Raw genomic sequence first — 24513 nt, forward strand, 5'->3', positions numbered from 1 at the left:
GCGGCGCCAGATGAATCCGGCCCTGCGCATGCTGCTCGCCCTGGCGCTTGGCCTGGGCGGCGGCATCCTGGCCGGCGGCCACGCCCCGATAACGGGATATTTGCTGCCGATAGCAAGGCCGATTGGCAGCCTGTGGCTCGACGCCTTGACGATGACGATCGTCCCCCTGGTCTTCGGACTGATCGTGAACGGCATCGCTTCCGCCACACGGGAAGCTGCGGCCAGCCACATTGCCTTGCAGTCCATTGTTGGTTTCGCGACGCTGTTGACCGTTGCCTGTGCGCTCGGGGCCCTGGTCGCGACCGGGATACTGCACGCATGGCCGCTTTCGGAGCAGGCTATCGCCCTGCGCAGCGCTCCCTTGATGGCCGCTGCCGGCCCGGGTGGCACACATTGGTATGAAGGCATCATTCCGGCCAATCCGATCAAGGCGGCAGCCGAGACCGCGATGGTGCCCCTCCTCATCTTCGCTCTGCTGTTCGGTTTCGCGCTGATGCGGATCGATACCCGCCTCGGCGATGCCGTGCTCGCCCTCACCGAGGCGCTGGTCCAGACGATGCTGGTCATCGTACATTGGGTATTGCGGCTCGCGCCCCTCGGCATCACGGCGCTGGCGTTCGTGGCGGGCGTCAACATGGGCGCTGCCGCCGCCGGTGCGCTCGGCCAGTATATTGTCGTCGCATCGGCCGCCTGCCTCGCCGCGACAGCCATGGCCTATCTTGCCGCAATCTTTGTCGGCCGGCTTTCCCCGATGCGCTTCGCCCGCGCCGTGGCACCGGCCCAGGCGGTGGCTTTGGGCACACAATCCTCGCTCGCCACCTTGCCCGTGATGATAGACAGCGCGCCCGCCGTTGGCGCCGACCCCCGGGTGGCAGGCATCGTCCTGCCACTAGCCGTCACCCTGTTTCGCGCCGCCAGCGCGGCCGCGAATGTAGCGGTCGCCATCTACCTTGCGCATCTCCACGGCGTCCATCTCAGCATACCGATGTTGATCCTGGCGGTCCTTGTCGCCGTTCCGGTCAGCCTCGCGGCGGTCGGCGTCGCGGCCCAGGTCTCCTTCATCGCCACGATCGCGCCGATCTGCGTCGCACTCGGCGTTCCATTCGAAGTCCTGCCATTGCTGATGGCGGTCGAAACCATTCCCGATCTTTTCCGGACCTTGGGCAATGTCACCGCCGATCTCGCCGTCACCGCTATTGTGAGCACCCGGCAGCCGCAAGCGATTGATGGTTAACCTGAATTGGCCGAACGCTCTTCTGGCGAAGCGATTGCTATACGATGGTCTTATTCAAAATGGTCTGAATTGCGACCATGGTCTAACAGCGCGTTAACCATTTGTTTGTCGAGTCGACGGCAAATCTGCTTCCCGAAAGGAGTTAATGCTCATGGGAAGCTCTCTCGCTCACGTCGCCATCCTCGGCGCCAACGACACCGATGCGTTGCTCGATCTCGGCTTCGCCTATTCGACCGGCACCCGCGGATATCCGTTCGATCTGGTCAACGCGCATAAATGGTTCAACCTGGCCGCGATGTCGGGTTCCGAAGAAGCGCAATATTGCCGCGCCGATATCGCGGGCCAGATGACGGGCCGCGAGATTGCCGAAGCTCAGCGTGCGGCACGCACCTGGCTTGCCGGCCAGCACGCGCACTGATCAGGGTTAAGCCGGGATCAGCCCTGTCGGCTAACCCTTCATCAAACCGCCGCCTCTAGACCGGGCGGCATGTCGCCGCTGCTCATGATCGGCGCCGCTTCGGCCGCCGCCCTGCTCACCTACGGACGCAAGCGCCGCCTTGCCGGCCGGCTTCCGCTCCCGCGCATCGCCCGCGCCAAATCGCGCGCGCTGGCGGAGGCGATCCTTGCGGCGCTCACTGTCCTCCTCGTCGGCTGGCTGATCGCACCGGCGATCGATCCGGCCACCGCATCCTTACGGCCATTCTTCCTCGCCGCTGCGTTGCTTGTCGCCTGGCTCCAGTTCAACCAGACTTGGCGCGCGCGCCGCACACGCGGCGCCTGACCTCTACAATACGTCCGCTTCCTCGACGACCGGCCGGCTCTCGCGCGTGCCGCGCACCCGGCTTTCCGGCTTGTCGGGCTCCGACAGCAGGAAGACATGGTCGTCATGCACCTCGACGATCTGCCCGATGAAAGGGAAGCCAGCCAGGCTGCCGGTCACGCGATAGCTCACCGTGTCGCCGACCTTGAAGGTCGCGGGATCAAAATTAAATTCGAAAGGGCAATCGCCTTCGCCCATATTCTGCATCGGCCTTCTCCTTGTCGCCAATCTAAGGAAGGCGCATCGCCCGATCAACCTTGAGATCCGCGCCGGGCCTTACTTTCAAAAGTGAAATTTGCCCGGTAGAACCGGGCAATGGATCCCAATCCCAACATCCACCGGCAATATCGCAGCTTCGTCACCCATCTCGAATGCTCGCTGACCGGGGAGCGTTACGAGGCCGATCGGGTGCACGGCCTCTCCCGCGCCGGTCGGCCGCTGCTGGTCCGCTACGATCTGGAGGCTATGCGCGGCGCGGTGCCCAGGATCGCGATCCAGGGCCGCCCCACCGACATGTGGCGCTGGCGCGAACTGCTGCCCGTGCGCGATCCCAAGCACATCGTCAGTTTGGGCGAGATCGAGACTCCACTCGTTCCCATCCCCCGTTCTGGCGGCACCCATGTCCTCGTCAAGGATGAAGGCCGCCTCCCCACCGGCTCGTTCAAGGCGCGCGGCCTCGTCATGGCGGTGTCAATGGCTAGGGCGCTCGGCATCACCCGCATCGCCATGCCCACCAATGGCAATGCCGGCGCCGCGCTTGCCGCCTATGCCAGCCGCTGCGGGATCGAGACGATCATCTTCTGCCCGGACGACACGCCCGAGATCAACGTGCGCGAGATCGCCATGCAGGGCGCGCGCGTCTGGCGGGTCAACGGGCTGATCGACGATTGCGGGGCGATCGTCGGCGAAGGCGCAAGGCAGGGGCGCTGGTTCGACTTCTCGACCTTGAAGGAGCCCTATCGGATCGAAGGCAAGAAGACGATGGGGCTGGAGCTCGCGGCCCAACTGGGCTGGGAACTCCCCGATGCGATCTTCTACCCCACCGGCGGCGGCACCGGCCTGATAGGCATGTGGAAGGCCTTCGCCGAACTGGAAGCGCTCGGCTGGATCGGGTCGAAACGCCCGAAGATGTTCGCGGTCCAGGCCGCCGGTTGCGCGCCGATGGTCAGGGCTTTCGAAGACGGCGTCGAGCACGCGGAGCGCTGGGAGAACGCCCACACCGTCGCCGCCGGCATCCGCGTGCCCCGCGCGGTGGGCGATTTCCTGATTCTGCGCGCAGTTCGCGAAAGCGGCGGCCGCGCGCTCGCGGTCGAGGATAACGCGATCCTGAAGGCTGTGGACGATACAGCAAAACGGGACGGTCTGCTGATGTGCCCCGAGGGCGGCGCCACCCTCGCCGCCTATCGCAACGCCCTGGCTCAGGGGCTGGTCAGCGAGGACGACCGGATCATCCTGTTCAACTGCTCGACCGGCCTCAAATACCCGATGCCCGAGGCCCCGTTATGGCTCGATCGCACCCAGCCGATCGATTTCGACGCCCTGTAAGGAAGCCGCCCATGGACCGCCGAACCTTCCTCGCCACCGTCCCCGCCGCCGCGATCGCCGCGCCACTGCTCGCCGAAACCATGCCACCCACGCACTGGCCGGCAGGCGAGGACCGCTTCCTCCGTCCCGACGTCCAGACCGGGGATCGCCCGGTCGGCGCCAGCTTCGCATCGCGCACCGCCGCCTATGGCCTGTCGGGCGCCGCCGGCACCGCCCATCCGCTCGCCACCCTGGCCGGTATCGAGATATTGAAGAAAGGCGGTTCGGCCGTCGACGCGGCCATCGCGATCAACGCCTGCCTCGGCTTCCTCGAACCCACCGCCTGCGGCATCGGCGGCGATTGCTATGCGATGCTGTGGGATCCCAAGGCGAAGCAGGTGATGGGCCTCGCCGGCTCGGGCGCCTCCCCCCGCGCCCTCAGCCTGGAAACGGTCCGCGCCCGCGCGAAGAATGGCGTCCTCCCGCCGCTGGGCGCGATATCGGTCTCGGTGCCCGGCACAGTCGACGCCTGGGGCATGCTCCACGCCCGCTATGGCAAGCTCAAATGGGCCGAATTGTTCGAGCCCGCGATCGACCTTGCCGAGCATGGCGCCCCGGTCCCCGACATCATCGCCTATTATATCCGCCGTAGCCTCGCGGCCTTCCGCAAGCCCGGCACCGGGATCGAGGAGACCGAAAACGCGCTCCGCACCTATGCGCTCGGCGGCGACGGCCCCAAGGCTGGCGGCGTGTTCCGTAACCCCGATCTCGCCCGCACCTACCGCCTGATAGCCAGGGGCGGCCGCGACGCCTATTACAAGGGCGAGATCGCAAAGACGATCGATGCCTATTTCCGCCGCATCGGCGGCTGGCTGAGCGCCGCCGACCTCGCCGCCCACAAGGGCGAATGGATCACCCCTTACAAGACCGACTATCGCGACATCGGCGTCCACGCGCTCGGCGCCAACACCCAGGGCATCGCAACCCTCCAGATGCTCAACATCCTCGAGCATTTCGACACGACGGGCGCCGGCTTCCAGTCGGCCCGCTCGATCCACCTCCAGGTCGAGGCCAAGCGCCTCGCCTATGAGGATCGCGCCCGTTACTATGCCGATCCGCATTTCGCGCAGGTTCCTGCCGAATGGCTGGTCTCGAAGGACTATGCCGCCGAGCGCGCGAAGCTGATCCGCCCCGACCGGATCAATCCCGCCGTCCGCCCCGGCCAGGCCCCGTCGAAGGGCGACACCACCTATTTCACCTGCGCCGACAGCGACGGGATGATGGTGTCGATGATTCAGTCCAACTTCCGCGGCATGGGTTCAGGCCTCGTCGCCGACGGGCTCGGCTTCATGTTCCAGGATCGCGGCCAGCTCTTCGCACTGCAGGACGGCCACCCGAACATCTACGCGCCGGGCAAGCGGCCCTTCCAGACGATCATCCCCGGCTTCGCGACCATGGGCGACCAGCCATGGATGAGCTTCGGCGTGATGGGCGGCGACATGCAGCCGCAGGGCCAGACCCAGATCATCGTCAACCGTCGCGACTATGGCCTCGAAATTCAGGCCGCCGGCGACAGTCCCCGCTGGCACCATGAGGGCTCGTCGCAGGCGATGGGCGAGGACGGCCCCAACCTCCCCGCCACCGGCCTCCTCCGCCTCGAAAGCGGCGTGCCCGAGGCGACCCGCAAGGTGCTAGCCGACATGGGCTGGACGATCGGCGCCTCGGATGGCGGCTTCGGGCGCTACGAATGCATCGAGCACCGCATGGACGGCAAGGACCGGGTCTATGCGGCCGCGTCGGAGATGCGCGCGGATGGATGTGCTCTGGCTTATTGAGGCCGCCATATCCAACACAAGATGTTCGTGTCGTGGAATTAAGCACAAGCTCAGAAGTTAGCCCTCACATTTTCAGCTCGGTCGTGCCGACGCCTATCGCCATCAAGGTAAAGGTTTATGGCCAATCAGTCCATCATAATATGAAATGTGACAACAAACACGAGTATGGCAACAAAAATAGCCGCAAATTTCAGTTTATTGGGCTTTGGTATATCCAGTTTCTCTCCAGATTCTTCTGGATCACGTTCACGCCCAGGCGGCTTATCAGCACCCAGCTTACTGAAATCATGACCTTCTCGATATAGTTCTGTATGATTTTGTAAAAATGCTGGCAATATGACGGCTTCTCGCCAGTAACGATAAAAACCAGGAAGCTCTTCCAGTTTTGCCATGGCTTCGTGAAAGCCAGCCATTTCTTCATGAATCATTCGAACCAGTGACTGGCCTTTCGAAACTGTCTCAATATCACAACAGACCCGGTCGACTATGAACTCATCTCGTTTATATATAGAAACTGCTTTAATATTCGCCAGCATGATCGTATCGATACCAGCCGCCGTACATACCGAAAACCCGCCCTCCAGCATCTTTATATTTGATCGGCGGGGTGGATAGATCCTGAACATTTCTTTTACCAGCCACCGCCGCTCTGAGGCAATCTCCCGCCGCGTCGCAGCAGATTTCCGATATAATCGTAAACCCCTTCGCCAGCCTCATAACCCAACTGACCACCGGTCATTGCTCCAGCCACGCCGCCAGCAGGCGCGGCGACAACCGCGAAAGGTCCAGTAGCCGCACCAATGGCTCCTCCACCCGCACCTCCAGCGACACCTCCTAATCCGGCCCCGATGTTGGCTGCAATTGCACGCTTCTTATTATCGGCTCGCAAAACATCCAGACCGGCAAGTCCGACTCCGAGCACTCCCATTCCTTTTCCAACTTTACCGAACATTCGAGCCTGTTGATTCACAGCCTCATTCGGAACATTGGCTCGTCCGAACGAGCCCGGTTTAGGCCCTTTGTAAGGGAACAACGCATCAAGCGGTCCACGGACTTCTGGGGGAGATTCCGTGCGCAATCGGCCTTTGAGCGCTTCGCGCTGCGCATTGTCGTTCGGACCAAGGCTTCTTACCTGCGGATTGTACCGCGCTCGAACCTTGGCAGCTTCGATACCTACACGGCTGGCCCGTGAAGCCACGCCTACCGCCTGCCCGTCTTCGACTCCGTGAGCGGTATTCGGAGTAGAGGCAGATTTCAGCCTCTGTCCATCGCGCTGCCCTTGAGCGCGCATGGCCTCATACCCATTCCAATCCCAATTACCTGCTTCCGCAAGCTGGATAGGTTTGTCGCCATCGAGGCGCCTGATAGCCGCAAGCTCCTCCTCATACCTGCGATCCAGCTCGTCCCAGCTCATGATCCCCGCGCGCCTCTGATCGCCGGCTTTCCGTTCTCCCTCCGGCCGCGCCGTATTTTGCTCCTCGTCCAGATAAATGACGTTGCCATCCTCATCGACCCTGAACGGTCGAGGCATTTTTCCGTCCGGGCCTGGGAGCGACTTGATCCCCGCAAATCGATCGTAAACCATCTGATTCTCCGCATTCCAAAATGGAACATAGAGTGAACAAATGAAATCCTACTTTACAAGCCCTTTTTTCAGTATCTCGCCTTTTCGTCGCCAATAGTCTCCCACATCCCGCCGCAACTCCCCCGCGCACAGGAACAGCGCGATCACGTTCGGCAACGCCATCAGGAAGAAACTGCTGTCGACGATATCGACCACATGCCCCAGGTCGATCGCCGCCGCCGGCGGCAGTGCGACCACATAAAGCACCTTGTACGACCACTGCGCCCGCAGCCCGTGGCCGAACAGATAGCCCCAGGCCTGCAAGCCATAGAAACCCCAAGCCACCAGGGTCGAATAAGCGAACAGCACCACCACGATCGCCAGCAACCAGGGGAACCAGCCCGACACCTGCGCGAAGGCCGCACTGGTGATCTGGATGCCCTTCAGCCCGGTATCGTCCCAGGTCCCGGCGACGACCAGCGCCAGCCCGCCCAGCGCACAGACGATCATCGTCCCCAGCAGCGGCTCGAGCAACGCCACCATACCCTCGGACACCGGCTCCTCGGTACGTGCCAGACTGTGCGCCATCACCGCCGAGCCCACCCCCGCCTCGCTGGCGAACACCGCGCGGCGCATGCCGGCTACGAAGGCGCCGACCGCTCCGCCCATTGCCGCGTCGCCGCTCCACGCGCCGCGCCAGATCAGCACCAACGCCTCGGGCACCGCGCCCGCATGCAGGATCAGGATCGCCGCGACCCCCGACAGATAGACCGCGACCTTGAGCGGGGTCAGCCGCTTGGAGACCTCGCCCAGCCAATGCGCCCCGCCCAGGGTCACCAGCGACACCGCGAAAGCCAGGCCGATTCCATAGGCCCAGCCGTTGGTCATTCCGGTCACCATACTGACCTGCGCGAAGCTCTGGTTGACCTGCACCATCGGGATCGCCCCGAACAGCGCGAAGAAGGCATAGCAGCCGCCCAGCACCAGCCCGAACTTCGGCAACCCCTTCCGCGCCAGCACCGCCTTCAGCACATACATCGGCCCGCCATGGACATGGCCTCGTTCGTCGGTGACGCGATATTTCAGGCCCAGTGTCACCTCGGCCATCTTCACCGTCATGGCGAACCAGCCGATCGCGAACATCCAGAAGATCGCGCCGGGACCACCCATGGTCAGCGCCACCGCCACACCCGCGATATTGCCGAGCCCGATGGTTCCCGCGAGCGCGGTGGTCAGCGCTGCGAACTGGCTGACGTCGCCCTTCGCCTCGCCCTCGCGCGGCTGGTCGCGCAGCACCCGGAAGGCATGGCCGACATAGCGGATATTGGGAAAGCCCAGCCACAGCGTGAAGAACAGCATCGGCGCCGCGAGGTAGAGCACGATCAGCTCGATCTCGACGCCCAGCACCGGCACCTTGAAGAACACCGCGCCGGTCAATGCATCGACGATGCCGCTGAGGCTTTCTTCCATCAGCGCAGAGTGACCCGAAAGGCCGGGCTTGTCACGCGCGCGGCCGCTGCGATCCCCGATGCGGAATATCGGCGGCGTTGCGCTCGATGAATTCGTCCAGCAGCACCTCGCCGTCCGGCCAATCGGCCAGTCCCGACAAGGCGTTGATATGCCCGGCATGTCCAGCATCGACGAAGCGGCTGCCCCATGCCCGCGCCAGCGCTTCCAGCCGGTCGAAGGCGGCGTAGCGATCGTTGCGGCTGGCGACGAGGATCGACGGAAAGGGCAGCGGCGCGGCCGGCGTCGGCGCGAAGCGGCGCACGAATGGATGCGCGTCGGCCGCGTCGACATCGGGCGGCGCCACAAGCAACGCGCCACGGATCCGCGCCAGCCGCTCGGGCGCCGCGCCGATCGCCCACCAGGCGATCGTCAGGCAGCCCAGGCTGTGCGCGACCAGCACCACCGGCCCGTCCGTCATGGCCAATGCGGCGTCGAGCCGTTCGGTCCAGACGCGCCGGTCGGGCTCGGACCAGCAACCGAGATCGACCCGGCGGCAATCGTCTCGCCTGTCCTCCCACAGGCTCTGCCAATGGCCGGGCCCCGAATTGTCGAGGCCCGGCACGATCAGGCACAAGGGCGTCGGATCAGCCATCGATGCCTCCCACCGCCTCCGTGGTGCGGGCGTCGGCATCCCTATGCGCCCGTGCCTGGGTGATCACGCTGCCCGGCGGCACGCTGACGGTCAGCCAGACATTGCCGCCGATCACCGATCCGGCACCGATCGTCACCCGACCCAGGATCGTCGCACCCGCATAGATGGTCACATCGTCCTCGACGATCGGGTGGCGAGCGAGGCCGCGGCGCAAGGCTCCATCGGCGTCGGCCGGAAAGCTGCGCGCGCCCAGCGTCACCGCCTGATAGAGCCGTACCCGCCTGCCGATCACCGCCGTCTCGCCAATCACCACCCCGGTGCCATGATCGATGAAGAAGCCCTCTCCGATGTTCGCGCCCGGATGGATGTCGATCCCGGTCTTCGAATGGGCGACGTCGGAGATGATCCGCGCGACAAGCGGCGCGCCCGGCCCGTGGAGCAGGTGCGCCAGCCGGTAATGGACGATCGCCAGCGCGCCGGGATAGCAGGTCAGCACCTCGTCGACGCTGCGCGCGGCGGGATCGCCCGCATAGGCGGCCGCGATGTCGCTGTCGATCAGCCGCCTGAGCTTGGGCAGTGATCGCGCGAAATGGCCGATGATCCGGCCCGCATCCTCATCGATCAGCAACGGGGCATCGGTCCCCGCCGCATAGCTCAGCTCTCGCCGGATCTGGCCGTAGAGCCGGCTCAGGGCCGTCTGCAGCGTCTCCGCGACGAACGCCTCCTCGTTGTGCCGCCGCACGAAGCTCGGCCCGAGCCGCAGCGGGAACAGCGCACCGGTCAGGGCGGCCATGATCTTCTCGATCACCGCGCGCGACGGAAAGCCCTCGGCGCCCAGTTCCGCATGCCGCCGATGTGCATTGCGCCATTCCTCGCGCGCCTCGCGCAGCTCAGCGGCGATCAGGTCGATATCCCAATAATGGCCGGCGGGGGCCTCGATCGGATCGTCTGTCAGGTCGGTCATCTGCCCCTCGCGTCACAGCATGGCGTTCCTTACCAACCCCCGGAAAACTCGAAAGCAATTTTTCTCTATCAAATTGATAGATTTTATATCGGAACTCCCGCCCGGCGCGCGGGGGTGCTAAGGCGGGCCATGGTCCCCCGTCTCGGCCCCCTCAAGCTCAAGGCGCAGATCTTCTGTGGAGATGAGCCCGCCATCGGCCCCGGCAAGGCCGCGCTGCTGGAAGCGATCGACCGCGAAGGGTCGATCTCGGCAGCCGGTCGCACGCTCGGCATGAGCTACCGGCGGACATGGCTGCTGGTCGACAGCATGAACCGCTGCTGGAGCGAGCGGCTGGTGGACACGACCCCCGGGGGCGGCCAGGGCAAGGGCGCCCGTGTCACCGCTCTGGGGCACCGGGTCCTCACGGCTTACCGCAACCTTGAAAAGGCAATGCTCGCCGCGGCGGGGGAAGGCGATCTTGCCGGGCTCACCGCCCTGCTGCGGGAGAAGCCGTTGCCGCCCGCATGACTGGCCATATGATATACGGATGGATATAGCATACGCGCCCATGACCGTCGCGGATTGAAGACCATGCCCCCTTTCGCGCCAGTGCTTCGCTGGTTCGCCCTCATCGCCGCCCTGTTGGCGGCACCCATCCAGGCCGCCGAGACCCCGATCGCAGTCGCGGCCAACTTCACCGAGCCGGCGCGGGAGATCGCGGCCGGGTTCGAAAGGGCCACCGGCCATAAGGCGGTGCTGATCTTCGGCGCCTCGGGCGCCTTTTATACCCAGATCAGCCATGGCGCGCCCTTCGACATCCTCCTCTCTGCCGATGCCGAACGTCCCATCAAGGCGGAGCAGCAAGGGCTCGCGGTCCGTGGTACGCGCTTCACCTATGCGCTGGGACGGCTCGTCCTCTGGTCGGCAACGCCCGGCCTCGTCGACCCCCGGGGCGCCGTACTGGGGACGGGGCATTTCGAGAAGATCGCCATCGCCGATCCCACCACCGCACCCTATGGCGCGGCGGCGATCGAAACGATGCGCCGGCTCCGGCTCGATGATAAGCTGAAAGCCAGAATCGTTACCGGCAGTTCGATCGCGCAGACCTATCAATTCACCTCGACCGGAGCCGCCGAGCTCGGCTTCGTCGCGTTGAGCCAAGTGTTTGACCACAAGACCGGGTCGCGCTGGCTCGTCCCGGCGCGGCTGCACGCTCCGATCGATCAGCAGGCCATCCTGCTGCGGCCCGGCGCGAACAATCCTGCGGCCACGGCCTTCCTCCGCTATCTCAAGGGCCGATCGGCGCGCGCCATCATCGTCCGCTATGGCTATGCGGTGCACTAGATGGGCCTGGTCCTGCTGACGACCGCGGAACTGGCCCTGGTCACCACGATCCTGCTCATCCTGCTCGCCACCCCGCTCGCCTGGTGGCTCGCCCGCTCGCGCCGCTGGTGGAAGGAGGCCATCGGCGCTCTCACCGCCTTGCCGCTCGTCCTGCCGCCCACCGTGATCGGCTTCTACGTCCTGATTGCGCTTGGCCCGGAAAGCCCGCTGATGGCGCTCCTCCAGCCGTTCGGGGTCCGCACGCTCGCCTTCACCTTCACCGGCCTGGTCATCGGCTCGCTCTTCTATTCGCTGCCCTTCGCCATCCAGCCACTACGCACCGCGTTCGAGGCCATCGGCGACCGGCCGCTGGAAATCGCCGCAACCATGGGTGCCGGACCATTTGATCGTTTCTTCACCGTCGCGCTTCCGCTCGCCCGCCGCGGGTTCCTCTCGGCCTCCATCCTCGTTTTCGCGCACACGGTCGGCGAATTCGGCGTGGTATTGATGATCGGGGGAAATATCCCGGGCAAGACCGAGGTGCTGTCGACGCGCATCTACCAGCTCGTCGAAAGCCTCCAGTTCGGCGAGGCACACCGCATCGCCGCTGTCCTCGTCGCCTTTTCCTTCGCGGCATTGCTCGCCCTGCTTCTGGTCGAGCGCCGCATTGGAACCCCGCAGCCATGACGATCGCGGTCGCGCTCGACGGCCGGCTAGGCGGCTTCACGCTTCAGGTGATGTTCGAAGTACCCTCGACCGGCGTCACCGTACTGCTCGGCCCGTCGGGCTCGGGCAAGACCACCATCCTGCGCGCCCTCGCGGGCCTCGACAGGATCGCCGGCACGATCATCGTCGATGGCATGGTCTGGCAGGATGGCGCCACCTTCGTACCGTCTGAGCAGCGTCGCACCGGCTATGTCTTCCAGGGCCCGGGTTTGCTTCCCCATCTTAGCGTCGCCGCCAACCTCGCTTATGCCGAGCGCCGCGCTCCGTCGGGGCCCTTTTCGCGCGCCGCGATCATCGAACGCACCGGCATAGCCCCTTTGCTCGACCGCCAGCCCGCCCGCCTGTCCGGCGGAGAGGCCCAGCGCGCCAGCATAGCCCGCGCCCTCCTCGCCCAGCCGCGCCTGCTGTTGATGGACGAGCCCCTGTCCGCGCTCGACAGCGAAGCACGCACCGCCTTGCTCGGCTGGCTGGAACAACTGCTCGCCGACATCGGCATCCCGGTCTTCTACGTTACCCATGACCACGCCGAAGCCGCCCGGCTGGCCGCGCGCACCCTGCGGATCAGCAATGGCCGCCTGACCAGCTAATGCCCCGCCTTGGGAGGGCTTCCGGCCAGCTTCGCCACCTGCTCGGCCGTCACCGGATCGCCATAGTCGTTGCCGAAATGGGTGCGCACATAGCCGACCGCCGCCGCGATCTGCGCGGGCGTCAGCATGTCGTTCAGCCAGGGCATCGCCCCCTTGCCCTTGGCGACGATGGTGATCGGATAGGCGGGGAATTTCAGCTTGGGATTGGCGGCCAGCGACGCGATCGTCGCCGCACCAGTCGCGCCCTTGCCATCGGCCATGTGACAGGCCTGGCAGACCTGCCTGTAGATTTGTTCGCCCGTCTGGGGCGGTGGCACTCTGGTGCCGACTCCGCCCGGTGCATCCTGTGCGCCGGCAGGCACGGCGAACGCCACCAGCGCGGCGGCGGCAATGAAGCGACGGATCATGGTCAGGCCTCCGAAGCACGCTTGTGGAGCCGGGTGATCGCGTCGAGAGAGGAGAGCAGTGCGCCCTCCATCCAGCAGCCGATATAGGAGGCATGCTCGCCCGCCAGCGCGATCCGGCCGTCGAGACCGACCAGCGTCTGATAATGCTTCCGGCGCGTGTCCTCATTCCACCGCGCGCAGCAGCCCAGCGACCAGGGAACCCGGCTCCACGCCACCGACGCGCCGGTCATAAATTCCTTGCGATAGGCCGCCGGATGGAACACCGCGCCCTGGGCCAGCGCGGTCTCGATCCGCTGCTCCGGCGTCATCCCGGCCAACCGGTATGCGCCCAGCCCATTGGCGAAGGCGCCCAGCAGCACCGCCGGGCGATCGCTGAAGAAATCAAAGTTCGGATAAGAGATCAGGCTGATGTCCTGGGCGGTGAAGCTATGGCCGCCATAGATATGATCATCCTCCTCCCAGAAGCGCCGCCGCATCTCCAGGCCGATCTTCACCTGCCCACCATAGGGCACCGCCTTGATCGCCGCCTGCATCGCGGGGGCGACCTGGACGTCGATCTGGCTCAGCACCGACAATGGGATAGTACACACGCACCAATCGGCCTTCGCCTCCTGCGCCGCGCCCGATCCGATATCCTGATAGCTCACCGTCACGCCGCCGGCATCCTGGGCGATCCGCGTCACCTTTGCGTTGTAGGTGATCAGTTCCTTGACCTGCTTCTGGAAACCCTTGCCGATCATGTCCATACCGCCGACCGGCTGGAACATGGTCGTCTGCATCTCATAGTTCATGAAGAAGCTCATCGACCGCCACACCTGCGGATCGAGCACCTCCTTCAGCCCGAAAGGCTGCGACGGAATCGGCGCGCCCTCCACGCCGCCACCCCCCGGCCGTTCGAATCCGCGGTGGTTCGAACTGGCCAGGCTCGGCGCATACTGGAAATTCTCGTCGAGCCCACCCCAGCTCCGCATCGCCTCCAGCAATATCTCCTGATCCTCTCGGGAGACGCTTGCATCGAGCCCTTTCTGGTTGATCGACTTGGACAGCAGTTCGGCGACATGCCCGTCGAAATCGGCGGCGACCTCCTTGTAGCGGACCGGCCTGCCGCCGAAGGCGCCAGGAGAATGGACATAGGTGTTATGGTTGAGCTGAATGAACGGCTCGAGCGCGACCCCGAACGCCTTGCAATAGTGAAGCAGCGTTTGATGATGGTGTGGAATGCGCCATGGGCCAGGGTTCAGATAATTGCCCTTCTGGAAGCGGATATGCTGCGTTGCACCACCCAGTTCGGTATAGCTGTCGCCGCCGCGCAGTGACCAGTTCCGCCCACCTGCGCGCGGCTGATATTCGAGGATGCGAACCGAATAGCCGGCTTTGCGCAGTTCGAAGGCGGCCAGCATACCCGCCAGTCCCGCACCCAGCACCAGCACCGAAGCACCCTTTTTCGCCCCGGAAAGATTGGGCGGGCCGCTGAACTGGGTTTCCGCCGCATGGCCCAGGCTGGTCATCGCCTGATACATGGCGGCAACCCCTGCGGATTTACCGATAAGGCTCAGGAGCTGGCGGCGGCTTGGTTTGGGCTGATCGGGAATCGTCATCGTCCGGACTCCAAATGCTGCACTTGCGTAAGGAGCGGACATTGCCAACGTCAATAAAATTATTTTCGCCAAGAGAAATTGACATTGCTGGAGATAGGCTTGGGCCTGGGCGCGGGACGGGACAGACCGGCGTCGCGCCAGCCAAGACTTGGAGCAGCGGGCGTGAAGTCCGTTCGGATGGGCGGTTCGAACCATCGGAACCGCCCATACGGGTCACAGCATCATGTAGACCGACTTCGTTTCCAGGAACGGCGTCATGCCCTCGAACCCCGATTCCCGTCCCCAGCCCGATTGCTTGAAACCGCCGAACGGCATCGCCTTGTCGAGAATGGCGTAGCAATTGATCCAGACATTGCCGGAGCGGATCAGTTTCGCCGCGCGGTGGGCGGTGGAGTTGCTGCGGGTGAACACGCCCGCGCCCAGCCCATAGTCGGTATCGTTGGCAAGCTCGGCCAGTTCCTCGATACCGTCGAACGGCATCGCCGTCACGACCGGGCCGAAGATTTCCTCGCGCGCAATACGCAGATCCGCACGGTCGCGATTGGCGAAAACGGTGGGCCGCACGAAATAGCCGCGTTCGCCATGCCGCCGGCCGCCATCGCCGACCAGTCGAGCCCCCTCGCTGAGACCGCTATCGATATAGGACAGCACCTTTTCCATCTGCTGCTGCGATACGAGCGGCCCCATCTGCGTATCGGGCGCCATACCGCTGCCGAGCCGCATCGCTGCCCCGACCTTGGCCACGCCCTCGACCACCTTGTCGAAGATACCGCGCTGGACATAGAGGCGCGAGCCGGCAACGCAGATCTGGCCGGCATTGGCGAAGATCGCCATCGCCGCGGCGGGAATGGCCTGGTCCAGATCGGCATCGTCGAAGATGAACACGGGCGATTTGCCGCCCAGTTCCAGGGTCAGTCGCTTGAAATTGCCGGCCGAAGCCTCGACCAGCTTGCGGCCGGTCACGGTCGATCCGGTGAAGCTGAGCTTGTCGACCTGCGGATGGGCCGCAAGCGCGGCGCCCGCGACCGAGCCAAGCCCGTTGACGATGTTGACCTGCCCGTCTGGGAACAGCTTCCATTGCCGCAGCAGTTCGCCAAGCCGGATCGCGGTCAGGGGCGTCTGTTCGGCCGGCTTGCAGATCACGCTGCACCCCGCCGCCAGCGCTGGCGCCAGCTTGCCGATCAAGGTGCCGAACGGCGCGTTCCACGGCGTGATCGCGCCAACCACGCCCACCGGCTCTGCGCGTGTATAGGCCTGCAGTTCGCGGCCCGGCGCCGAAAGATCGGCGGCAATGCCGTGGAGCTTGTTCACGATCCCGGCATGATAGCGGATGCACTCGACCGCCGAGGTGATCGACATCTTCGCCGAGGCCAGGGTCCGGCCGTTGTCGCGCACCTCCAGTTCGGCCAGTTCGTCGCGATGTTCGAGAATGCGGTCGCCGAGCTGCCAGAGCGTCGCGCTGCGTTCGTGGATGCTGCGGCCCTGCCACTCGCCGCTGTCGAACGCGTGCCGCGCTGCGGCCACCGCGACATCCACATCGGCCGCCGACGCCGCATTGATCTGGGTGATGCGGTCCCCGGTCGACGGGTCGAACACGTCGATGCTGTCACCCGACCGGCCGACGATCGCCTCGCCGCCGATGAAATGGCTGTGCTGGACTTTCATATTATCCTCCGCTCATCGGGGCTCTTGCATCATGCCGAACAGCCAGGAGCGCTTCATGCCCATCAAATCGTCATCCCGGACTCGATCCGGGATGACGAGATTTGGATATGCCCCCCCTTTCGCCGCGTTTGGGGGCAGCTCAGAACTGCGCTTCGGGGAGGTGGATGATCAGCCCGTCCAGAGCCTCGTCCAGCTTGATCTGGCAGGCCAGCCGGCTGTTGGGCTGGGCGTTCTCGATCAGTTCGATCATCGCCTCCTCATGCTCCGATCGGGTCGTATCGAGCGAGGCGAGCCAGGCCTGATCGACCAGTATATGACAGGTCCCACAGGCGGCGTTACCGCCGCAATCGCCATCGATACCCGGCACGCCGTTCTGCAGGGCGGCCTCCATCGCGTTGAGGCCGACCTCGACCTCGACGTGATGGACCTCTCCGCTCGCCTCGACGAATTTGATCTCCATGGTTCTATTATCCTTCAAGCATTGGTCTTGCGGTGCAGGCGCACCGGCATGGTGTGAAAGCCCCGGAACATGTTGCTGTGGATGCGGGTCGGCTCGCCGACCATCTCGATGCGGTCGAAGCGTGGCAGGATTTCCTCCCACAGTATACGCAGCTGCATTTCCGCCAGGCGGTTGCCCAGGCAACGATGGATGCCGAAACCGAAGGACAGGTGCTGGCGCGGATTGGGTCGGTCTATGATGAAATCGTCGGGTCGCTCGAAGACCTCCTCGTCGCGATTGCCGGAGAGATACCAGATCACCACCCGTTCGCCCTTGGGGATCGTCGTACCCTGCAGCTCGACATCCTCGGTGGTGGTGCGCCGCATATAAGAAACCGGATTCTGCCAGCGGATCACCTCGGACACCATCGACGGGACCAGGGCCGGATTGGCCTTCAATTTCTCCAGTTCGCCCGGAAACTGTTCCATCGCAAGCACCGAGCCGCTCATTGAGTTGCGGGTCGTCTCGTTGCCGCCCGTCATCAGCAGGGTCATGGTGCCAAGGAACTCCGCCGGCGACAGATCGCTCATCACCTCCGACTTGGCGAGCATGGTGATCAGGTCATGCCCCACCGGATTGGCCCTTCGTTCCTTGAAGACCCGATCGAAATATTCGTGGATCTCGGTCATCACCCGGTTGCGATGCTCCCAGGACTCGACCACGCCATCGCCGGGGAAACCGATCACCACGTTCGACCAGTGGAGCATCTCCCGGCGCTTCTCGAACGGGTGATCGAACAGGATGGCCAACATCCGCATCGTCAGCTCAATCGCGACATTATCCACCCAGTCGAAAGTCTCTTCGACCGGCAGGCTGTCGAGCAATTCCTGGGTCCGCTGGCGGATGCCGGCTTCGAGCTTGAGGAGGTTGGCCGGGGCGAGGCCCGGCGCCACGGCGCTGCGGCGCGATGTATGGTGCGGAGGATCCAGGACGATGAAGCTGCTGCGCTTCTTCTCATTCTCGATATGACCGCCCGAGAAGAACTGGTCGTCGATGACCACTGTCCCATCCGAGGAGAATTGGCGGTGGTTCATGTCCACCTGCATGATGTCGTGGAATCTGGTAACCGACCAATAGGAGCCGAAGGCGCTGTTGGCGCAATAGTGGACCGGCGCCTCCTTCCTCAGGCGCCGCAGATATTCGGTCACGACGTCGCGGCGATGAAGTTCCGGGTCGCTCACATCGATATCGGCCAGGGGGACCCTGGCTGCTTCGGCGGCAGCCTGCGCGTTCATATGCCCTCTCTCCTCCACAACAGGCGCGGGCATTCCGCCTTTCCGGCTTGAACCACGCGGCCGCGCCCGCCTCCTCTCTCAAGGCGGCGCACGCCACCCCGCCGCGCACCATAGCCAGGCAGCGCCGCCGGATACTGACTATCCTTATTCAGTCGTTCGTTCAATCTGAATTTTGCATCAGACCGAATCCTGCCCGCAATCCCGCATCCCGGCTCGACACCCTTGGCGTCGAAATATTTAGTTGGTCGTACAATAGTCTTGAAAAAATCGCGCCATGGTGGATAGTGCGACATTGCCGGGGCAAACCCGGACGGGACAAGGTGGAACAACCACCGCGCAGACTCCAGGAGACAGCATGAGCCACACCCCCGGACGCATGAAGGCCGACTATGTCATTGTGGGCGGCGGCAGTGCCGGGCTCGTGCTGGCCAACCGGCTGAGCGAGGACGGCAGGTCGACGGTCATCCTGGTCGAAGCGGGCGGCGAAGCATCCGGCCTGATCACCCAGCTTCCCGCCGGCTACGCCAAGCTGGTCGGACACCCCCAGCGCGACTGGCAATATGCCCAGGCGCCCGATCCGACGATGAACGGCCGCCACCTGATCTGGGCCGGCGGGAGGCTGCTCGGCGGCGGCAGCGCCATCAATGGGCAAGTCTATATCCGCGGCACCAGAAGCGATTACGACCATTGGGCAAGCATGGGCGCGACTGGCTGGGGCTATGAGCAGGTCCTGCCCTATTTCCGCAAGCTGGAAAACTGGTGCGGCGAGCCGGATCAGATCCACGGCGAATCGGGCCTGCTTTCGATGGCGCCGGTACGCGGGCCCCATCCGCTCTGCGAGCCTTATATGCAGGCGTGTGAGGCCGTGGGGCTGGAACGCCTGCCGCGATACAATGACGGCCGGATGGAGGGTGTGTTCCAGACGATCGCGTCACAGCGCGATGGATGGCGATGCAGCACGGAAAAGGCCTATCTCCGCCCCGCCCGCAAGCGGCCCAACCTGACCGTCGTCACGGGCGCCGAGGCGGAGACGATCCGGATCGAGGGACGGCGCGCCATGGGCGTTCGGGCAAGACGGGGCGGTGCGATGGTGGAGATCGACGCCGGCCGTGAGGTGATCGTGAGCGCCGGTGCGATGGGAAGCCCCGGCCTGCTCTTGCGCTCCGGCATCGGCGATGGCGCCTATCTGAGGGCCAGTGGACGCGCCGTTGCCCACGACCTGCGCGGCGTGGGCCGCAACCTGCAGGAACACCCCAATATCCGCATCACCAAGCTCGTCGACCGGCCGACCCTGAACAGCGACCTCGGCAGCCTGCGCTTCCTGAAGCATCTCTTCCAGTTCGGCCTGAACCGCAGCGGGATATTGAGTGCGCCCGTGGTGCAGGTGATGGCGCTGGCACGAACGAGGGAAGGCCTGGCAGAACCCAATATCCAGCTGCACTTCGTGCCCTTCTGCATCGACATCAATCCCCAGACCCGACAGGTTTCGAAAGACTGGGCGGTCACTTTCGCCGCAACGGTATGCCATCCCCACAGCCGGGGCCGGATCGAGCTGGATCCGCAAGGCCGTCCGATGGTGCATCACCATTTTTATGACGACCGGCGCGACATGGAGAACCTGATCGACGGCTGTGAGTTGATCGAGAAGATCTGCTCCGCCGGCCCGCTGAGGTCCGTCCTGCGCGGAGACCGCAAGCCGGCCCCGGCACCGCAGACCCGCGAGGATTGGGAGAGCTATCTGCGCGCCAATTCCAACGGCGCCTCGCATCCGGTCGGCACCTGTCGGATGGGCTTGGACGACGATGCGGTGGTCGACCCGCGGCTGCGGGTGCGCGGCATGGAGGCGCTGCGGGTCGCGGACGCCTCGATCATGCCGCGCGTCACTGCCGCCAACACCAACGCCACCACAATCATGATCGGCGAAAAAGCCGCCGACATGATCCGGGAGGGATAGGACACCCCATCCGGCGGGATCGGAGAGATGGCCCCGCTTGCCCGCCACCGCCCCGGATCAATCCGCGACGGTGGTGACGCCGCCTCAGCCGACCACGCCCCGCTCGCGCAACTCGGTCTTCTTCTCGGCCGACAAGCCGAGGATATCCAGGATCGCATCGGTGTGCTCACCCACACGCGGCGCGGGGGTGGCATCGGGCCGGTCGCGGCCGACGACGCGGGCGGGCGCCTTGACATAGGCGCCGATGGCACCCCGGCTCGTCGGAAGGCGCTCGATCGACCTGTTGCGGCGGACCTGATCGGATTCCAGCACCTCATTATGCGTGCGCACTTCCCCCGCGAGCACGCCACGAGCCTCCAGCCCGTCGATCCAGTAGCGGCGCGGATGCGCCTGCAGCATCTGGTGCACGGCGGCGTGCAGCGCCTCGAGATTGGCCGCGCGGTCGGCGGGGGTGGCGAAACGGGCATCGCCGTGGACGTCGAGCCGCCCCGCGAGCTCGCAGAAGTCCTTCCAGTCGGAATCCCAGTAGAGGCCCATGTAAAGCGGCCCGTCTGCCGCCTCGAAGATCCCGTTGAGTGGATAGCGGCTGCCATGGCCGGTCTGGTCGAGCATCTTGCCGGTGACGCTGCATTCCAGGATCGGCGCCGTCTGCAGGTAGAGACCGACCTCGAACAGGCTCATCTCGACATGATCGATCTCGCCGGTGCGCTCGCGCTTGAGCAGGCTGGCCATGATCGCCCCCGACAATGCGAGGCCACCCGCCTGATCGACGAAACTGAGGCTACCCAGCAGCCCGCCCTGCATCAGCGCCATGCCCGTTTCGGACTGGAGCAGCGCGTCGACCCCCTTGCGGGCGGCGTCCGGGCCGGTCTGGCCGAAGCCGGAGAAGGATACGTAGATCAGCCGGGGATTGATCGCCGCGAGGTCCTCGCGTCCCAGCCCCAGGGATTCGACCACCCCAGGCCGGAAGGACTGGACTACGACATCGCAGACCCGCGCCAGATCGCGCACAAGCTGCTGACCCTCCGCCGACTTGAGATCGACGGCGATCGACTTCTTGTTGCGATTGAACGAGTCGAACACCCAGGGGACCAGGGTACGGGTGAAATCGCCTTTCTCGGGCGCCTCCACCTTGATGATCTCGGCACCGAAATCGCCGAGCAGCTTGGTCGCAGAGGGCCCCGCCAGAGCATGACTGAGATCCAGGACACGAAAGCCATCCAGCGCGGTCGTCATTCAAACCCTCCTCTTCAAGCCCGTGAGGCTATATTATTATTTGTACGATCATTCAATATAATGCGATGGCAAAACCGCTGCGGCGATGCGTCCAGCCTAGAGAGCCATGAAACCGGCGTGGACGAACCGCAGGCAATTCTCGGTCACCGATGAAATCTCGTCTTCCGGGGATCGCGTGCCGGTCCTCATCCTGTCGAACCGGTTGGTATAGGAGCAGACATACAGGATGGTCGCCACCATGAAGGAGAAGGCGTCCAGCAGCGCGTTCGGATCGGCATCAGGCATCGCCTCCCGGAACCGGTCCAGGAAAATCTGTCCGCAATGGTCGTAATGGCTCCGCAGAAGCGGTGTCCACCGCTTGACGCTGACAAGCTGCGATATCAGCCGGACGTGCGATTGCCACTGCTTCGAAGGGCCGTAGCAGGCGTCGATCACCGGCACGGCATAAGCCTCGATCAAGGCACGAACGACCTCCGCGCGTGGCGCCGCCCCTGTGCCGACCCGTGCCAGCGCGGCAAGCCGGGCCGCTTCCAGCTCGACTGCGCGGCGCCGGACCACCTCTTCGAAGAGGCGCAGCTTGGTCCCGAAATGATAGGTCGACAGCGCCATGTTCTGCCCGGCCAGATCGGCGATGTCCCGCAGCGAGGTACCGTCATAGCCGTGATCGGCGAACAGGCGCTCGGCCGCATCCAGCAACCTCTCGCGGGTGTCCGTACCCAACCGCGGCGACTTGCCCTTGGCCCCGCCCTTGGCCGCCGTCACCGTGGGACGACGGAGAGCCGGCACAGACGAGGGTTCCGCGCGGGGCCGCGCCGGTAGGGGACCGGGCCGGGCCGAACCTTCGGCCATGGTCAATGCGCGCCGCGCGGGCCGCGCGAATAATCACCGAGCGAGGCGATCAGCAGCGCACTCACGAGGAAGGCCGGAATCGCACCCATCACATAGAGCTGATAGGAACCGGTGATGTCGTAAACCCAGCCCGCCAGCGTCGGCCCCACGCCATTGCCCAGTACCAATACGCCCATGATGGTGCCCATCAGCGTCCCATAGTTGCGAAGGCCGAAGTAGCGGCTGGTGAGATAGGTCATCACATCCATCTCGGCTCCCAGCGCCAGCCCCTGGATGAAGGCTATGGCACATCCCATGGCCAGACCGCCATCATAGCTCAGGAGAAAGACCGAAGAGAGCGCCGGCAGCGCGAGGAAGGCCGCACCGACGATCTGCCCACGATAACGGTCCATCATGAAGCCACAGGTCAGTCGGCCGATGATGGAGCCCAGCCCGATCATGCCGGCGATCATCGCCGCGGTGGTGCGGTCGACGCCGAGACCGACGATCATCGGTATGAAATGCACCTGCAGGCCAATCAACGCGATCGTCAGGATCAGCGCGCAGAGCAACAGCCGCAGGAAGCGCCCCGAACGCAGCGATGCCCACAGCTCAGCCTTCGCCTCCGCATCATCGGCCGCACCCGCAGGCCTGGCGCCAGCCATGCGGAGCCGCGCCGCCGCCGCGCCGGGCGCGGGATCGCGCAGGAACAGCAGCATCAGCGGAAGAGTGAGAACCGCAACCCCAATACCAAGGAAGAGATAGCTCATTCGCCAGCCATGGTCGGCGATCAGCACGGTGAGGATCGTCGGCATGACGATCAGTATGGCGCCCGAGCCGCAATTGGTAACCGCAAGCGCCAGTCCGCGCTGGGAATCGAAGCGCCGCGACACGGCGACCGCCCACAGCGTGGGCTTCACCATCACATAGCCGATCGACAGGAATATCCAGAGCGCCCACCATTGCCACAGATGCGCGCCGGTCGTGCCGAGCGAGGCGATTGCGGTGGAATAGACCACCATGCCGATCAACCCGATCTTGCGGGTGCCGATCAGGTCGATCAGCCGTCCGGCAAAGGGAGCGGCAAAGAAGCCGATGATGCTGAGCACGACCAGCCCGGCGGTGATCTGGCCGCGCCCCCAGCCGAACTCGTCCTGGATCGGCTCGATGAACAGGCCGATGCTCCAGCTGGAGAGCACCGCCACGCCGATCCCGAAAAAGCTGGTGATAACCAGCGGGAAGCCTTCGCGCCACTCGGTCAGGCCCGATCGTTCGACACCGGCTGAGGCGCCAATCTCGGCCTTCTCCGCCGGAAGACTAAGCTGAGTCACGGCAACGGCCCCCGTGCTACCGGAGCATGGATGATAAGGTCAGACACAGCGACCGGATCGAACCCTCCAACCCTCTCCACACAACTGGTCACAAGGCCTCCTCTTCCCGGCCGCCTCACAGCGGCTCTATGGTCCCGACCTTGCCCAGGCGGGGATCGGTCGGTCCATCCCAATAATCGATGGACTCGGGGACCGGGGGCAACACGCGATGTTCGCGCGCGCCCACTTCGGGAAACTCCTCCATCCCGTAGCTATATTCCACCGTGATCCCGTCGGGATCGAGTACATAGAGAAAGACGCTGCCCGATGGGGGGTGCCGCCCAGGCCCCCGCACGATCGGCACGTCGTTCTTGTTGAAACGCCAGATCGCCCGACCGATGTCGTCGATCTCCTCGACCATGAAATTGACGTGATGGAGCGCGCGGCGGCTTGAATTGCCTAGGCCGATCGAATGATGAAGCGGATTGGGGAAGCATCGCAAAAAGCTGACGCGGCCGTCGATCACATCCGACGTCCGGAAATTGAGGACATCCCGGTAGAATGCCAGCGCCTCCTCGTAGCGCGGCGTGCTGAGCACGACATGGCCGATCCGCTGGATGCTGGCGAGGGTCGGCGACCAATCCTCCGCCGCCCGCTCCATCGTCACGAAATATTCATGGGTCGCGCCGGTATAAGGATCGGAAAAGCGCATCGCCCGATCGAGCCGCAGATCGGCGGCCTCCGCCGAATCCACGGGCACCACGGCATGGCCCAGACCACGCAACCGCTCCGCGAGCAGATTGAGATCGCGCCCACTTTCCATCTGCCATGCGATCCGCTTCAATCCCGGCTCGCCGCTACACAGCATCAGATCATGGTGATCGGGCCCGCAACGGAAGAACAACGAACCGTCCCGCGAACGACCATTCGGCTGCAGCCCCCACAGCTTCTCGTAGAATGCCGCCGAGCGATCGAGATCCGAAACGTTCATCGCTATATAGCCAAGCCCGGCATAGCGGTGCTGCATATCTGGTCTTTCCACCTTCACCCAATGCTTCCGGGAACGGATCGGCGCCCTTCCGAGGGATGTAGCCCCAAGCCCTTCCGCACGCAAGTTTATTGTA

General features: G+C 64.5%; 25 protein-coding genes. 10 read left to right on the top strand and 15 right to left on the bottom strand.

Features of this window, described 5'->3' with window-relative positions:
- Window positions 1-10: 10 nt before the first annotated feature.
- The 3 genes from CMV14_RS18475 to CMV14_RS18485 all read left to right on the top strand — a co-directional run bounded on the left by CMV14_RS18475 (window position 11) and on the right by CMV14_RS18485 (window position 2015).
- Window positions 11-1234 carry a dicarboxylate/amino acid:cation symporter gene (locus CMV14_RS18475; RefSeq protein ID WP_066962551.1) on the top strand — a complete coding sequence of 408 codons (1224 nt, stop codon included), beginning with the start codon at window positions 11-13 and terminating at the stop codon, window positions 1232-1234.
- A 151-nt stretch (window positions 1235-1385) separates the two neighbouring features.
- Complete coding sequence (locus CMV14_RS18480; protein WP_066962713.1) at window positions 1386-1652, top strand: SEL1-like repeat protein; 267 nt, start codon at window positions 1386-1388, stop codon at window positions 1650-1652.
- Window positions 1653-1721: 69 nt separating this feature from the next.
- Window positions 1722-2015 (top strand): hypothetical protein, encoded by a 294-nt coding sequence (locus CMV14_RS18485; protein WP_066962548.1) that lies wholly within the window; start codon window positions 1722-1724, stop codon window positions 2013-2015.
- 3 nt (window positions 2016-2018) lie between these two features.
- Here CMV14_RS18485 and CMV14_RS18490 read toward each other — a convergent pair whose 3' ends face one another.
- Entirely contained in the window at window positions 2019-2261 is a 243-nt protein-coding gene (locus CMV14_RS18490; RefSeq protein WP_066962543.1) for a hypothetical protein, read from the bottom strand.
- A gap of 108 nt (window positions 2262-2369) precedes the next feature.
- Between CMV14_RS18490 and CMV14_RS18495 the strand changes: the two genes are divergently transcribed.
- Window positions 2370-3599 (top strand): threonine synthase, encoded by a 1230-nt coding sequence (locus tag CMV14_RS18495; RefSeq protein ID WP_066962539.1) that lies wholly within the window; start codon window positions 2370-2372, stop codon window positions 3597-3599.
- Between the two features lie 11 nt (window positions 3600-3610).
- Window positions 3611-5413 carry a gamma-glutamyltransferase family protein gene (locus tag CMV14_RS18500; protein ID WP_066962536.1) on the top strand — a complete coding sequence of 601 codons (1803 nt, stop codon included), beginning with the start codon at window positions 3611-3613 and terminating at the stop codon, window positions 5411-5413.
- 125 nt (window positions 5414-5538) lie between these two features.
- On the opposite strand, the gene CMV14_RS26540 is transcribed toward CMV14_RS18500, so the two are convergent.
- From CMV14_RS26540 to epsC, 5 genes are read right to left on the bottom strand one after another with little or no spacing between them, the layout of a single operon-like run.
- Window positions 5539-6039, bottom strand: a complete 501-nt coding sequence (locus tag CMV14_RS26540) for a hypothetical protein (protein WP_139114702.1) — start codon at window positions 6037-6039, stop codon at window positions 5539-5541.
- Window positions 6040-6044: 5 nt separating this feature from the next.
- Entirely contained in the window at window positions 6045-6998 is a 954-nt protein-coding gene (locus CMV14_RS26545; RefSeq protein ID WP_139114701.1) for a hypothetical protein, read from the bottom strand.
- 48 nt (window positions 6999-7046) lie between these two features.
- Window positions 7047-8447, bottom strand: a complete 1401-nt coding sequence (locus CMV14_RS18515) for an alanine/glycine:cation symporter family protein (RefSeq protein WP_066962527.1) — start codon at window positions 8445-8447, stop codon at window positions 7047-7049.
- A 31-nt stretch (window positions 8448-8478) separates the two neighbouring features.
- Window positions 8479-9078: an RBBP9/YdeN family alpha/beta hydrolase gene (locus tag CMV14_RS18520; RefSeq protein ID WP_066962524.1), complete on the bottom strand. Its 600-nt coding sequence runs from the start codon at window positions 9076-9078 to the stop codon at window positions 8479-8481.
- Window positions 9071-10042 carry a serine O-acetyltransferase EpsC gene (gene epsC, locus CMV14_RS18525; RefSeq protein WP_066962521.1) on the bottom strand — a complete coding sequence of 324 codons (972 nt, stop codon included), beginning with the start codon at window positions 10040-10042 and terminating at the stop codon, window positions 9071-9073. Before epsC ends, CMV14_RS18520 begins: the two co-directional genes overlap by 8 nt.
- Window positions 10043-10171: 129 nt before the next feature.
- On the opposite strand from epsC, the gene CMV14_RS18530 reads away from it, so the two are divergent.
- From CMV14_RS18530 to CMV14_RS18545, 4 genes are all read left to right on the top strand, one after another.
- Window positions 10172-10549, top strand: a complete 378-nt coding sequence (locus CMV14_RS18530) for a winged helix-turn-helix domain-containing protein (protein ID WP_066962518.1) — start codon at window positions 10172-10174, stop codon at window positions 10547-10549.
- A gap of 63 nt (window positions 10550-10612) precedes the next feature.
- Window positions 10613-11365 (top strand): molybdate ABC transporter substrate-binding protein, encoded by a 753-nt coding sequence (gene modA, locus CMV14_RS18535; protein ID WP_066962514.1) that lies wholly within the window; start codon window positions 10613-10615, stop codon window positions 11363-11365.
- Window positions 11366-12031 (top strand): molybdate ABC transporter permease subunit, encoded by a 666-nt coding sequence (modB, locus tag CMV14_RS18540; protein ID WP_066962511.1) that lies wholly within the window; start codon window positions 11366-11368, stop codon window positions 12029-12031. It begins immediately after the preceding gene.
- Window positions 12028-12657, top strand: coding sequence for an ATP-binding cassette domain-containing protein (locus tag CMV14_RS18545; protein WP_066962508.1), 630 nt, complete (start codon window positions 12028-12030; stop codon window positions 12655-12657). Before modB ends, CMV14_RS18545 begins: the two co-directional genes overlap by 4 nt.
- Here the strand turns inward: CMV14_RS18545 and CMV14_RS18550 are convergent.
- The 5 genes from CMV14_RS18550 to CMV14_RS18570 form a co-directional block, all read right to left on the bottom strand.
- Window positions 12654-13064 (bottom strand): c-type cytochrome, encoded by a 411-nt coding sequence (locus CMV14_RS18550; RefSeq protein WP_202820865.1) that lies wholly within the window; start codon window positions 13062-13064, stop codon window positions 12654-12656. The two genes, CMV14_RS18545 and CMV14_RS18550, sit on opposite strands and share 4 nt — an antisense overlap.
- Window positions 13065-13066: 2 nt before the next feature.
- A complete protein-coding gene (locus CMV14_RS18555) occupies window positions 13067-14662 on the bottom strand; it encodes a flavin monoamine oxidase family protein (RefSeq protein ID WP_066962505.1) in 1596 nt (531 codons plus the stop codon).
- Window positions 14663-14875: 213 nt separating this feature from the next.
- On the bottom strand, window positions 14876-16327 hold the full coding sequence (locus CMV14_RS18560) for an aldehyde dehydrogenase family protein (RefSeq protein ID WP_066962503.1): 1452 nt from the start codon (window positions 16325-16327) through the stop codon (window positions 14876-14878).
- Between the two features lie 139 nt (window positions 16328-16466).
- Complete coding sequence (locus CMV14_RS18565; RefSeq protein WP_066962500.1) at window positions 16467-16787, bottom strand: 2Fe-2S iron-sulfur cluster-binding protein; 321 nt, start codon at window positions 16785-16787, stop codon at window positions 16467-16469.
- A 14-nt stretch (window positions 16788-16801) separates the two neighbouring features.
- Window positions 16802-18061 (bottom strand): cytochrome P450, encoded by a 1260-nt coding sequence (locus CMV14_RS18570; protein WP_066962497.1) that lies wholly within the window; start codon window positions 18059-18061, stop codon window positions 16802-16804.
- 355 nt (window positions 18062-18416) lie between these two features.
- On the opposite strand from CMV14_RS18570, the gene CMV14_RS18575 reads away from it, so the two are divergent.
- A complete protein-coding gene (locus CMV14_RS18575; protein WP_176489031.1) occupies window positions 18417-20015 on the top strand; it encodes a GMC family oxidoreductase in 1599 nt (532 codons plus the stop codon).
- 84 nt (window positions 20016-20099) lie between these two features.
- Here CMV14_RS18575 and CMV14_RS18580 read toward each other — a convergent pair whose 3' ends face one another.
- The 4 genes from CMV14_RS18580 to CMV14_RS18595 all read right to left on the bottom strand — a co-directional run bounded on the left by CMV14_RS18580 (window position 20100) and on the right by CMV14_RS18595 (window position 24416).
- Window positions 20100-21251, bottom strand: a complete 1152-nt coding sequence (locus tag CMV14_RS18580; RefSeq protein ID WP_066962492.1) for a CaiB/BaiF CoA transferase family protein — start codon at window positions 21249-21251, stop codon at window positions 20100-20102.
- Between the two features lie 96 nt (window positions 21252-21347).
- A complete protein-coding gene (locus CMV14_RS18585; RefSeq protein ID WP_176489032.1) occupies window positions 21348-22037 on the bottom strand; it encodes a TetR/AcrR family transcriptional regulator in 690 nt (229 codons plus the stop codon).
- A 65-nt stretch (window positions 22038-22102) separates the two neighbouring features.
- On the bottom strand, window positions 22103-23410 hold the full coding sequence (locus tag CMV14_RS18590; protein ID WP_066962486.1) for an MFS transporter: 1308 nt from the start codon (window positions 23408-23410) through the stop codon (window positions 22103-22105).
- A 115-nt stretch (window positions 23411-23525) separates the two neighbouring features.
- Entirely contained in the window at window positions 23526-24416 is an 891-nt protein-coding gene (locus CMV14_RS18595; RefSeq protein ID WP_066962484.1) for a VOC family protein, read from the bottom strand.
- Window positions 24417-24513 lie beyond the last annotated feature (97 nt).

The organism is Rhizorhabdus dicambivorans (assembly GCF_002355275.1).
In the GTDB taxonomy this organism is placed as follows: domain Bacteria; phylum Pseudomonadota; class Alphaproteobacteria; order Sphingomonadales; family Sphingomonadaceae; genus Rhizorhabdus; species Rhizorhabdus dicambivorans.

Excerpts from the sequence above, each read along its gene's own strand:
- CMV14_RS18475 (WP_066962551.1), top strand. The coding sequence starts at position 11 with ATGAATCCGGCCCTGCGCATGCTGCTCGCCCTGGCGCTTGGCCTGGGC.
- CMV14_RS18480 (WP_066962713.1), top strand. The coding sequence starts at position 1,386 with ATGGGAAGCTCTCTCGCTCACGTCGCCATCCTCGGCGCCAACGACACC.
- CMV14_RS18485 (WP_066962548.1), top strand. The coding sequence starts at position 1,722 with ATGTCGCCGCTGCTCATGATCGGCGCCGCTTCGGCCGCCGCCCTGCTC.
- CMV14_RS18490 (WP_066962543.1), bottom strand. The coding sequence starts at position 2,261 with ATGCAGAATATGGGCGAAGGCGATTGCCCTTTCGAATTTAATTTTGAT.
- CMV14_RS18495 (WP_066962539.1), top strand. The coding sequence starts at position 2,370 with ATGGATCCCAATCCCAACATCCACCGGCAATATCGCAGCTTCGTCACC.
- CMV14_RS18500 (WP_066962536.1), top strand. The coding sequence starts at position 3,611 with ATGGACCGCCGAACCTTCCTCGCCACCGTCCCCGCCGCCGCGATCGCC.
- CMV14_RS26540 (WP_139114702.1), bottom strand. The coding sequence starts at position 6,039 with ATGTTCAGGATCTATCCACCCCGCCGATCAAATATAAAGATGCTGGAG.
- CMV14_RS26545 (WP_139114701.1), bottom strand. The coding sequence starts at position 6,998 with ATGGTTTACGATCGATTTGCGGGGATCAAGTCGCTCCCAGGCCCGGAC.
- CMV14_RS18515 (WP_066962527.1), bottom strand. The coding sequence starts at position 8,447 with ATGGAAGAAAGCCTCAGCGGCATCGTCGATGCATTGACCGGCGCGGTG.
- CMV14_RS18520 (WP_066962524.1), bottom strand. The coding sequence starts at position 9,078 with ATGGCTGATCCGACGCCCTTGTGCCTGATCGTGCCGGGCCTCGACAAT.
- epsC (WP_066962521.1), bottom strand. The coding sequence starts at position 10,042 with ATGACCGACCTGACAGACGATCCGATCGAGGCCCCCGCCGGCCATTAT.
- CMV14_RS18530 (WP_066962518.1), top strand. The coding sequence starts at position 10,172 with ATGGTCCCCCGTCTCGGCCCCCTCAAGCTCAAGGCGCAGATCTTCTGT.
- modA (WP_066962514.1), top strand. The coding sequence starts at position 10,613 with ATGCCCCCTTTCGCGCCAGTGCTTCGCTGGTTCGCCCTCATCGCCGCC.
- modB (WP_066962511.1), top strand. The coding sequence starts at position 11,366 with ATGGGCCTGGTCCTGCTGACGACCGCGGAACTGGCCCTGGTCACCACG.
- CMV14_RS18545 (WP_066962508.1), top strand. The coding sequence starts at position 12,028 with ATGACGATCGCGGTCGCGCTCGACGGCCGGCTAGGCGGCTTCACGCTT.
- CMV14_RS18550 (WP_202820865.1), bottom strand. The coding sequence starts at position 13,064 with ATGATCCGTCGCTTCATTGCCGCCGCCGCGCTGGTGGCGTTCGCCGTG.
- CMV14_RS18555 (WP_066962505.1), bottom strand. The coding sequence starts at position 14,662 with ATGACGATTCCCGATCAGCCCAAACCAAGCCGCCGCCAGCTCCTGAGC.
- CMV14_RS18560 (WP_066962503.1), bottom strand. The coding sequence starts at position 16,327 with ATGAAAGTCCAGCACAGCCATTTCATCGGCGGCGAGGCGATCGTCGGC.
- CMV14_RS18565 (WP_066962500.1), bottom strand. The coding sequence starts at position 16,787 with ATGGAGATCAAATTCGTCGAGGCGAGCGGAGAGGTCCATCACGTCGAG.
- CMV14_RS18570 (WP_066962497.1), bottom strand. The coding sequence starts at position 18,061 with ATGAACGCGCAGGCTGCCGCCGAAGCAGCCAGGGTCCCCCTGGCCGAT.
- CMV14_RS18575 (WP_176489031.1), top strand. The coding sequence starts at position 18,417 with ATGAGCCACACCCCCGGACGCATGAAGGCCGACTATGTCATTGTGGGC.
- CMV14_RS18580 (WP_066962492.1), bottom strand. The coding sequence starts at position 21,251 with ATGACGACCGCGCTGGATGGCTTTCGTGTCCTGGATCTCAGTCATGCT.
- CMV14_RS18595 (WP_066962484.1), bottom strand. The coding sequence starts at position 24,416 with ATGCAGCACCGCTATGCCGGGCTTGGCTATATAGCGATGAACGTTTCG.